Origin of the sequence: Mycobacterium sp. 236(2023), from assembly GCF_029623955.1 — a bacterium.
Taxonomy (GTDB): Bacteria; Actinomycetota; Actinomycetes; order Mycobacteriales; family Mycobacteriaceae; genus Mycobacterium.
Genome location: NZ_JARSBP010000018.1, coordinates 20,315 through 29,332, shown reverse-complemented (window position 1 = coordinate 29,332; position 9,018 = coordinate 20,315). Strand labels below are relative to the sequence as shown.

Here is a 9,018-nt window from a genome sequence, read left to right as displayed (position 1 = left end):
AAAAGACACCAAAACTGGCATCCAAAAAAACACGTCGCGCCCCCAAACGGGAAAATGCGGACACGACAAAAAACAACAAACAAAAACCACCAAACACACTATTGAGTTCTCAAACAACAGAGCCTGATTTAAGGCAACCCAACCAGCCTATACTAGCTCTGGATGGGAGTCAAGCTTTGGCCTCCGATTCCTTTCGGATCCCGGGGCGTTGCTTGCTGAAATGAATACTACGCGTTGTCTGTGCGTGGCCCAAATCCCCAGCACAGAAGGGTGATTCGGCCTATCGACGCTACTGGACCCGCTCGATCTCCGCACCCAGAGCGACAAGATTTTCCACGAACTTCGGATACCCGCGGTCGATGTGAAAGACGTCGTGCACCTCAGTGTCGCCATCGGCAACGAGTCCGGCCAGAACCAGCCCGGCTCCTGCCCGGATGTCGGACGACCACACCGGCGCACTCGACAATTGCTGAATGCCGCGGACCACCGCGTGATGGCCATCAGTTCTCGCGTCGGCGCCGAGCCTGATCATCTCCTCGACGAACCGGAAGCGAGCTTCGAAGACGTTCTCCGTGATCATCGACGTGCCATCGGCGATGGCGGCCAGCCCGATGGCCATCGGTTGGAGGTCCGTCGGGAACCCGGGGAACGGGAGCGTCGCGACATTCACCGCTTTCGGTCGTTCGTACTGAACGACGCGGAATCCATCGGCACTCTGCGTGACCGTTGCGCCGGCGTCGTGCAACTTGTGCAGCACGAGTTGAAGATGCGCGGGGTCCACACCGGTGACCTCGATGTCGCCGCGCGTCATCGCGGCGGCTATCCCCCACGTCGCCGCGACGATCCGGTCACCAATGACCCGATGCTCCGTCGGATACAGACGATCGACGCCGGTGATCGTCATCGTCGACGAACCCGCGCCGGTGATCTGCGCACCCATCTGGTTGAGCATGATGCAGAGATCGACGACGTCCGGTTCGCGGGCCGCGTTGTGGATCGTCGTGACACCTTCGGCCAGGACCGCCGCCATCAGGATGTTCTCCGTCGCGCCGACGGACGGAAACTCCAGTTGGATCTCGGCTCCGCGCAGGTGATCAGCCTCGGCGACGACACAGCCGTGCTCGATATTGCAGCGGGCACCAAGTTGGCGAAGGCCAGCCTGATGCATGTCGAGGGGCCGGGACCCGATGGCATCACCACCGGGCAGGGCGACTTTCGCTTTCTTGCACCGGCCCACCAGCGGTCCGAGAACACATACCGAAGCGCGGAACTGCCGCACCGCGGCGAAGTCCGCGTCGTACTTGGGTTCATCCGGTGAGGTGATGCGCACGATGTCACCTTCGAGCTCCACCGTCGCACCGAGACCCCGCAGGACTTCCGCCATCAGCGGAACGTCGAGGATGTCCGGACAGTTGGTGATCGTGCTGGTGCCCTCGGCGAGCAGCGCGGCCGCCATCAGCTTCAACACGCTGTTCTTGGCGCCTCCGACAGCAACTTCACCCGATAACCGCCCACCCCCGGTCACCACGAATCGGTCGCTCACGCCGGTTAGTGTAAACAGCCCGCTGGGCCGTGTCAGGCTGCCGAGCCGCGGACCGAAGACACATCCCGGTACCGTTTTCACCATGGCTGTGCACCTGACCCGAATCTATACGCGGACCGGCGACGATGGCACGACGGGACTCAGCGATTTCAGCAGGGTTTCGAAGAGCGACGCGCGCCTCGCGGCATACGCAGACTGTGATGAAGCCAACGCCGCAATCGGCGTCGCGGTGGCGCTGGGGAACCCTGACGAGCGAATCCTGCCGGTGTTGCGACAGATCCAGAACGACCTGTTCGACGCCGGCGCGGATCTGTCCACGCCCGTCGCCGAGAACCCGGAATATCCGCCGCTTCGCATCCAGCAGAGCTATATCGACCGGCTCGAAGGCTGGTGCGACGAGTTCAACGAGTCACTGCCCGCGCTGAATTCGTTCATCCTCCCCGGCGGGACTCCGCTGTCTGCGCTGCTGCACGTCGCCCGCACGGTGGCCCGGCGCGCGGAGCGCGCTGCATGGCAGGCGGTCGACACTCACGGGGATTCGGTCAGCGTGCTTCCGGCGAAGTACCTGAACCGGCTGTCCGACCTGCTGTTCATTTTGTCGCGGGTAGCCAATCCCCAGGGCGACGTCCTGTGGCAGCCCGGCGGGAAGCGTCAGTAAGGCTCAGCCCGAGCGACGCCGGGCACGGGGAGACGGTCGCGATTCAAGCCACGACGTGAACGCGGTCAACGCTCCCCGGTCCAAGGCGATTTCGTACCCGCGGCCGCGCTCCGGCTCGGTGTCCCGGAGCTCGAGCACCACGATCTCGTCGGTCATGATGTCGAACTCGTCGCCGCGGGGTGCACGCCTGGACACCACCTCGAGGCCGCGCCGGGTCAGTGTCCGATCCGGCCACCACCGCATGCTGGACAACCGGTAGAAACCAGCTTCCCCACCGCGGTAGCGCATCACCCCGTGGCGCCAGCCATGGCCGCCGACAGCGGGGACGTCACGCAGAATCGCCGCCGTCCCGCCGACCTGCCGCAGCTTCCACAGCCGGTAGGTCAGTGCGACGACGACGAGGAGGAGCACACCGACGAGCGCGACCATGAACAGCATGGACGCGCTCATCGGCGGTCAGTCCAGTTGGCCGAGGGCGCGCAGCCGCGCCCGACCCCACGCCGCGGTCCGCTCGTCGTCGGACTCGGAATCCTGCTTGGCGGAGTCCGCGTTGATCTCTGACTCGAACTCGGCGTTCTCCACGAGGAGCCGGACGGCTTCTTCAGTTACCGACAGGAATCCGCCGTCGACCGCGATCCGGAGATCGTCTTCGCCTTCTCGCTCGACACGCACCATGGCGTCGTCGACGAGCTGCGCAACCAGCGGAATGTGCCGCGGCAGAATGCCGATCTCGCCGGCGGTGGTCCTGGTGAACACGAACGTCGCGTCACCCGACCACAGCTCGCGCTCCACGGCGACGATCTCGACGTGCAAGTCCGCCATGTCACACCACCTTTCGCGCTACGCCGGTCACAGCTTGGCGCCGAGGGTTTCTGCCTTCTTCGCCAGGTCGTCGAGACCGCCGATGAGGAAGAACGCCTGCTCGGGCAGGTGATCGAAATCGCCCTTGGTGAGCTTGTCGAAGGCCTCGATGGTCTCCTTCAGCGGCACCGTCGAACCCGGCTGGCCGGTGAACTGCTCGGCCGCCATCATGTTCTGGCTCAGGAACCGCTCGATGCGGCGGGCACGGTTGACGAGCTGCTTGTCCTCTTCGGCGAGCTCGTCGATACCGAGGATCGCGATGATGTCCTGGAGATCCTTGTAGCGCTGCAGGATTCGGATGACTTCCTGCGCGACGCGGTAGTGCTCGTCACCCACGACCGCGGGGTCGAGGATCGTCGACGACGACGCCAGCGGATCCACCGCCGGGAAGATGCCCTTCGAGAACACCGCACGCGAAAGCTCCGTGGTGGCGTCCAGGTGCGCGAACGTCGTTGCCGGCGCCGGGTCGGTGTAGTCGTCGGCGGGCACGTACACGGCCTGCATCGAGGTGATGGACTTACCGCGGGTCGAGGTGATGCGCTCCTGGAGCTCACCCATCTCGTCGGCCAGGGTGGGCTGGTAACCCACCGCGGACGGCATACGACCGAGCAGGGTCGAGACCTCGGAACCGGCCTGCGTGAACCGGAAGATGTTGTCGATGAACAGCAGAACGTCCTGGCCCTGCTCGTCGCGGAAGAACTCCGCCATCGTCAGCGCGGACAGCGCGACGCGCATACGCGTGCCCGGCGGCTCGTCCATCTGACCGAACACCAACGCGGTGTCCTTGAGCACGTTGGCGTCCTCGAGCTCGACCCAGAGGTCGTTGCCCTCGCGGGTGCGCTCGCCGACGCCGGCGAACACCGAGGTACCACCGAAGTTGCGGGCGATGCGGTTGATCATCTCCTGGATGAGCACCGTCTTGCCGACACCGGCACCACCGAACAGGGCGATCTTGCCGCCGCGGACGTACGGGGTAAGCAGGTCGACGACCTTCAGGCCGGTCTCCAGCATCTCGGTGCGGGGCTCCAGGTCCGCGAACGCCGGCGGCTTGCGGTGGATGGACCAGTGCTCGAAGTCCTTGCCGTAGCCAGGCTCGTCGAGGCAGTCACCGAGGGCGTTGAACACGTGACCCTTGACGCCGTCACCGACGGGCACCGAGATCGAGCGGCCGGTGTCAGTTACCTCGACACCACGCACCAGACCGTCGGTCGGCTGCATCGAGATGGTGCGCACCAGGCTCTCGCCGAGGTGCTGCGCGACCTCCAGCGTCAGCGTCTTCGACAGCTCCTTGTAGGAGATGTCGGCGTGCAGTGCGTTGAACAGTTCGGGCACTGAGCCACGCGGGAACTCGACGTCGACGACGGGGCCCGTGATGCGGACGACCCGCCCTGCGGTCTTCTCTGCGGTAGCAGTCATTTTCTCTTCGCTTCCTACTGGGCCTATTTCGCGTCGGCCAGCGCGTTGGCGCCGCCGACGATTTCGCTGATTTCCTGGGTGATCTGCGCCTGACGTTCGCGGTTGGCCGCCAGAGTCAGTGCCTTGATCAGATCGTCGGCGTTGTCCGTCGCCGACTTCATGGCGCGGCGACGAGATGCCGACTCCGACGCCGCAGCCTCCAGCAGCGCTGCGTACACGCGGGTCGCGACGTAACGCGGCAGAAGCGCGTCGAAAAGCGTCTCGGGATCCGGCTCGAACGAGAAGAGCGTCTGGGGTGCACCGTCGGCGGGCTCGTCGTCACCGACGTATTCGACGACCATCGGCGCGATCCGGCGGGCGGCCGCCGACTGCGACAGCATCGACTTGAACTCCGTGAAGACAATGTGCAACTCGTCGACTCCGAGGATGCCGTCGGCACCCGCGTCGTCGCCCTCGTCGTCTGCGCCCGACATGAACGCCGTCACGAGCGTGTCCGCGATCTCGCGGGCGTTCTCGTAGGTGGGCCGCTCCGAGAATCCGGACCATGACTCGACGACCTCGCGCTGGCGGAAGCTGAAGTAGCCCAACGCCTTCCGGCCGACGGTGTACAGGACCGGTTCCTTGCCCTCTTCCCGCAACAACGCGAACAGTTCCTCCGACTGCCGCAGGACGTTGGCGTTATAGGCACCGCACAGTCCACGGTCCGACGACACCACGAGCACCGCCGCACGCCGCGGGTTCTCCCGCGGCACGAGCAGCGGGTGATCCAGCGCGCTGGCGCTGGCCAGCTCGGTGAGCATGTTGGTGATCTCGGTGCTGTAGGGCCGAGCCGCCTCGACTCGGGCCTGCGCCTTGGCGATTCGCGACGTAGCGATCAGTTCCTGGGCCTTGGTGATCTTCTTGATCGACCCGGCGGAACGGATGCGCCCACGTAGCTCCCGCAGTGTTGCAGCCATCTAGCTCTCCTGGACCCTTCCGGTCTTACTTCTTCGGGGCCGGCTTGCGGACCTTGACGGATTCCTTCTCGACGTCGGCTTCGTCCATCGCCTCGGCATCGGCCTCGTTGACGACTACGGAGCTGCCGTCGGTCGCGGAGAAGCCCTTCTTGAAGTCGTTGATGACGTTCGCGAGCTTCTCCTCGGCCTCCTCGGAGAGCTTCTTGCTCTCGCGGATGCCCTGGAGGATGTCGTCGTGGCTGGCCTTGACGTGCTCCAGCAGCTCGGACTCGAAGCGCGAAACGTCTTCGATGGGAACCGAATCAAGGTGTCCGCCGGTGCCGAGGTAGATCGCAACGACCTGATCCTCGACCGCGTACGGCGTGTACTGCGGCTGCTTGAGCAGCTCGACCAGCCGTGCGCCGCGATCCAGCTGCGCCTTCGACGCCGCGTCCAGATCGGACGCGAACGCTGCGAAGGACTCAAGCTCGCGGTACTGCGACAGCTCCAGACGCAGCGAGCCCGCGACCTCTTTCATGGCCTTGATCTGTGCGGCACCGCCGACACGCGACACCGACACACCGACGTTGATGGCCGGTCGCACACCCTGGTTGAACAGGTCGGACTCCAGGAAGCACTGGCCGTCGGTGATCGAGATGACGTTGGTCGGAATGAACGCCGAGATGTCGTTGGCCTTGGTCTCGATGATCGGCAGGCCGGTCATCGAGCCGCCGCCGAGTTCGTCGGACAGCTTCGCGCAACGCTCGAGCAGACGCGAATGCAGGTAGAAGACGTCTCCGGGGAACGCCTCGCGGCCCGGCGGGCGACGCAGCAGCAGCGAGATCGCGCGGTACGCGTCGGCCTGCTTGGTGAGGTCGTCGAACACGATGAGTACGTGCTTGCCGTCGTACATCCAGTGCTGACCGATGGCGGAACCGGTGTACGGCGCAAGCCATTTGAAGCCGGCGGCGTCGGAGGCCGGAGCCGCGACGATGGTGGTGTACTCCATCGCGCCACCCTCTTCGAGAGCCCGCTTCACCGAGGCGATCGTGGTGCCCTTCTGGCCGATCGCGACGTAGACGCAGCGCACCTGCTTGGAGGGATCACCGGTCTCCCACGCCTCACGCTGGTTGAGGATGGTGTCGACGCAGACGGCGGTCTTGCCGGTCTTGCGGTCGCCGATGATCAGCTGGCGCTGGCCGCGCCCGATCGGGGTCATCGAGTCGATGGCCTTGATACCGGTCTGCAGCGGCTCGCCGACGCCCTGGCGCTGGACGACGGACGGCGCCTGCAGCTCGAGCGCGCGACGCTCGGTGGACTCGATGTCACCCTGGCCGTCGATCGGCTGACCGAGCGGGTTGATGACGCGACCGAGGAACGCGTCACCGACCGGCACCGAGAGCACCTCGCCGGTGCGCTTGACCTGCTGGCCCTGTTCGATCTTCTCGAAGTCGCCCAGGATGACCGCGCCGACGCTGTGCTCGTCGAGGTTCAGGGCGACGCCGAGAACACCGCCGGGGAACTCGAGCAGTTCCTGGGTCATCACTGACGGCAGGCCCTCGACGTGGGCGATGCCGTCACCGGCATCGATAACGGTGCCGATCTCTTCGCGGTCGGAATCAGCGGTGAAGGAGGAGACGTAGTCCTCGATCGCCCCTTCGATGTCAGAAGCGGAGATTGTCAACTCTGCCATGGCTTTTCGTCTTCCTGCCTTCGTGTTTGTTTCTGCTCGAGTTCTGGGCGGGTCAGTCCGGCAGCCCGGCGCGGGCCGCGGACAACCGCGATGAGATGGAGCCGTCGATGACCTCGTCACCGACAGTGATCAAGAGGCCGCCGAGCACGTCGGCGTCAACTTCGAGCTGGATCGACACCGGGGTGCCGTAGATCCGGCTGAGCACCTCGGTGAGCCGGGTGCGTTGCTCGTCTGTGAGTTCGGCGGCTGCGGTGACCTGCGCGACTGCTTCGCCGCGGCGGGAGACGGCCAGTTCGGCCAGATCGTTGACCGCGGCGTCGACGGATTCACCGCGGAGCAGTTCGACCGTCTGGGTCAGCAGTGCCGTCGCGGTGGCATTGGCTCCCCCGCTGCTGTCGAGGACCTTCGTCAGCAGTCCGACGCGCTTGTCGTCGGGTACCGACGTGTCGCTGAGCAGTCTGCTCAACTCCGACTCGGTGTCGAGCACCCGACCGAAGCGGAACAGCTGGTCTTCGACTTCCTCGCTCTGTCCGTCGCGCTCGGCGCGTACCAACAGGGCGAGGCGGGCGACGTGTTCGACCGCGTCCACAAGATTCGCCTCGACCGACCAACGCTGCTCGACGGCCGTCTTGAGAATGTCCAGGGCGGCGGTGCCGACCTTGCCGTCGAAGAGACGCTCGACGAGGCGCACCTTCGGAGCCGCATCGTCGGTCGGCTCGGCGAGATGCTTGTTGAGCGTCGGCTCCTTGATGAGAACCTTTGCGACAGCTGCGAGGTCTTCGGCAAGGGTGGTCAACGCTGTGGCGTCGGCACCCTCAGCAACGGATTCGAACTTCTTGACGACCTCGGCGAGTGCCTCGCGGCTTGCGGCGCGCAGGTTCAGCGATGCCCCGGCTTCGAGCACCGCCGGCGACGGCGCCATCGCGTCGAGTTCATCCAGGAAACGGTCGACGGTCGAGGCCTGCGCGGCCGGATCGGCGACGTAATTGCGCACGATCTCTTCGGCCTTCTGCACCGACTCGGCGCCGAGACCTGTCCGCAGCTGCCGGATCAGTTGTTGCCGCATCAGCTGAACCTGCTGGGCGCCTTGCGATTTAATGCGCTCCGCTTCGGCGTCGGCCTGCTCTGCGAGCTGCGCGGCGATCCGTTCCGAATCGTGCCGAGCCTCGTCGGTCACCTTCTGTCCGTCGGACTTCGCATCCGCGACAGCCTTGGAGTGCATCGCGTCGGCGTCGGCCAGCTTCTTACTGGCTTCTGCACTCTCGGCCAGCGCGGCGCGCACCGCTTCCTGCTGCTTGGCCATCAGCGACTTCACGGGCGGAACCACCCACTTGACGATGATGAAGACAATGACGGCGAAGCCGATCAGCTGTCCGATGAAAGTCGACATCTACTGGTTCCCACCTGATTTCACGTCGACGCCCAGGATGCGGCTGGCCAGCGTCGCTGACAGCCCGTCCACCGACGCCTGAAGTTCTGACTGCGCGGCCGAACCCTGTTCAGACAGCTTTTCGTCGGCGCTGCGGACGGTCTCGGCGACCTCACCGCTTGCCACGGCGCGCTTCTCGTCGACGACCGCTCGGCCCGCAACCCGGGCCTCGTCGCGAATCGACGAGGCCTCGCCGCGCGCCTCTGCCAGGGTCTTGTCGTAGTCCTCCCGGGCCGCCGCCACCTGTTCGGCTGACTTGCGGTTGTCAGCGGCGGTCTTGGCCAGCATCGCCTCACGCTCGGCCAGCACCTTGCTGATCGGTGGCACCACCCATTTCGCGATCACGCCGAGCACGATCAGGAAGATGAGCAGCACGGCGAAGAAGGTGCCGTTGGGGAGCAGGAAGTTGCTTGTCCCGCCCCCCTCCTCCGCCGCGAGCGTGGCGGAGGCGAGGATCGTCGATGTCACTTCACCCATGTCGCT

Annotated in this window: 10 protein-coding genes; 2 read left to right on the top strand and 8 right to left on the bottom strand. The window is 65.3% G+C overall.

Translation table 11 applies throughout. The features are described 5' to 3' along the window. Window positions 1-224: hypothetical protein (locus P9A17_RS33110; protein WP_278043047.1), on the top strand; the 224-nt coding region annotated here is incomplete at its 5' end. Between the two features lie 65 nt (window positions 225-289). Here the strand turns inward: P9A17_RS33110 and murA are convergent. Continuing rightward, the gene (gene murA, locus P9A17_RS33105; RefSeq protein WP_278043046.1) at window positions 290-1,543 is read right to left on the bottom strand and encodes a UDP-N-acetylglucosamine 1-carboxyvinyltransferase; all 1,254 of its coding nucleotides are present in this window, start codon (window positions 1,541-1,543) and stop codon (window positions 290-292) included. Window positions 1,544-1,625: 82 nt separating this feature from the next. On the opposite strand from murA, the gene P9A17_RS33100 reads away from it, so the two are divergent. Further along, window positions 1,626-2,201 (top strand): cob(I)yrinic acid a,c-diamide adenosyltransferase, encoded by a 576-nt coding sequence (locus tag P9A17_RS33100; protein ID WP_278043045.1) that lies wholly within the window; start codon window positions 1,626-1,628, stop codon window positions 2,199-2,201. 3 nt (window positions 2,202-2,204) lie between these two features. Here P9A17_RS33100 and P9A17_RS33095 read toward each other — a convergent pair whose 3' ends face one another. The 7 genes from P9A17_RS33095 to P9A17_RS33065 are packed head-to-tail and all read right to left on the bottom strand — an operon-like array spanning window position 2,205 to window position 9,012. Then, window positions 2,205-2,651 carry a DUF2550 domain-containing protein gene (locus P9A17_RS33095; protein ID WP_278043044.1) on the bottom strand — a complete coding sequence of 149 codons (447 nt, stop codon included), beginning with the start codon at window positions 2,649-2,651 and terminating at the stop codon, window positions 2,205-2,207. A 6-nt stretch (window positions 2,652-2,657) separates the two neighbouring features. Continuing rightward, a complete protein-coding gene (locus tag P9A17_RS33090) occupies window positions 2,658-3,023 on the bottom strand; it encodes a F0F1 ATP synthase subunit epsilon (RefSeq protein WP_278043043.1) in 366 nt (121 codons plus the stop codon). A gap of 27 nt (window positions 3,024-3,050) precedes the next feature. Continuing rightward, window positions 3,051-4,478 carry a F0F1 ATP synthase subunit beta gene (gene atpD / locus P9A17_RS33085; RefSeq protein ID WP_278043042.1) on the bottom strand — a complete coding sequence of 476 codons (1,428 nt, stop codon included), beginning with the start codon at window positions 4,476-4,478 and terminating at the stop codon, window positions 3,051-3,053. 23 nt (window positions 4,479-4,501) lie between these two features. Further along, complete coding sequence (locus P9A17_RS33080; RefSeq protein WP_278043041.1) at window positions 4,502-5,434, bottom strand: F0F1 ATP synthase subunit gamma; 933 nt, start codon at window positions 5,432-5,434, stop codon at window positions 4,502-4,504. A gap of 25 nt (window positions 5,435-5,459) precedes the next feature. Next, window positions 5,460-7,106 carry a F0F1 ATP synthase subunit alpha gene (atpA, locus tag P9A17_RS33075; RefSeq protein ID WP_278043040.1) on the bottom strand — a complete coding sequence of 549 codons (1,647 nt, stop codon included), beginning with the start codon at window positions 7,104-7,106 and terminating at the stop codon, window positions 5,460-5,462. A 52-nt stretch (window positions 7,107-7,158) separates the two neighbouring features. Beyond that, window positions 7,159-8,496 carry a F0F1 ATP synthase subunit B/delta gene (locus P9A17_RS33070; protein ID WP_278043039.1) on the bottom strand — a complete coding sequence of 446 codons (1,338 nt, stop codon included), beginning with the start codon at window positions 8,494-8,496 and terminating at the stop codon, window positions 7,159-7,161. Next, window positions 8,497-9,012, bottom strand: coding sequence for a F0F1 ATP synthase subunit B (locus P9A17_RS33065; protein ID WP_278043038.1), 516 nt, complete (start codon window positions 9,010-9,012; stop codon window positions 8,497-8,499). Between the last annotated feature and the right edge of the window lie 6 nt (window positions 9,013-9,018).

Excerpts from the sequence above, each read along its gene's own strand:
- P9A17_RS33080 (WP_278043041.1), bottom strand. The coding sequence starts at position 5,434 with ATGGCTGCAACACTGCGGGAGCTACGTGGGCGCATCCGTTCCGCCGGG.
- P9A17_RS33065 (WP_278043038.1), bottom strand. The coding sequence starts at position 9,012 with ATGGGTGAAGTGACATCGACGATCCTCGCCTCCGCCACGCTCGCGGCG.
- atpD (WP_278043042.1), bottom strand. The coding sequence starts at position 4,478 with ATGACTGCTACCGCAGAGAAGACCGCAGGGCGGGTCGTCCGCATCACG.
- P9A17_RS33095 (WP_278043044.1), bottom strand. The coding sequence starts at position 2,651 with ATGAGCGCGTCCATGCTGTTCATGGTCGCGCTCGTCGGTGTGCTCCTC.
- P9A17_RS33090 (WP_278043043.1), bottom strand. The coding sequence starts at position 3,023 with ATGGCGGACTTGCACGTCGAGATCGTCGCCGTGGAGCGCGAGCTGTGG.
- P9A17_RS33070 (WP_278043039.1), bottom strand. The coding sequence starts at position 8,496 with ATGTCGACTTTCATCGGACAGCTGATCGGCTTCGCCGTCATTGTCTTC.
- P9A17_RS33100 (WP_278043045.1), top strand. The coding sequence starts at position 1,626 with ATGGCTGTGCACCTGACCCGAATCTATACGCGGACCGGCGACGATGGC.
- atpA (WP_278043040.1), bottom strand. The coding sequence starts at position 7,106 with ATGGCAGAGTTGACAATCTCCGCTTCTGACATCGAAGGGGCGATCGAG.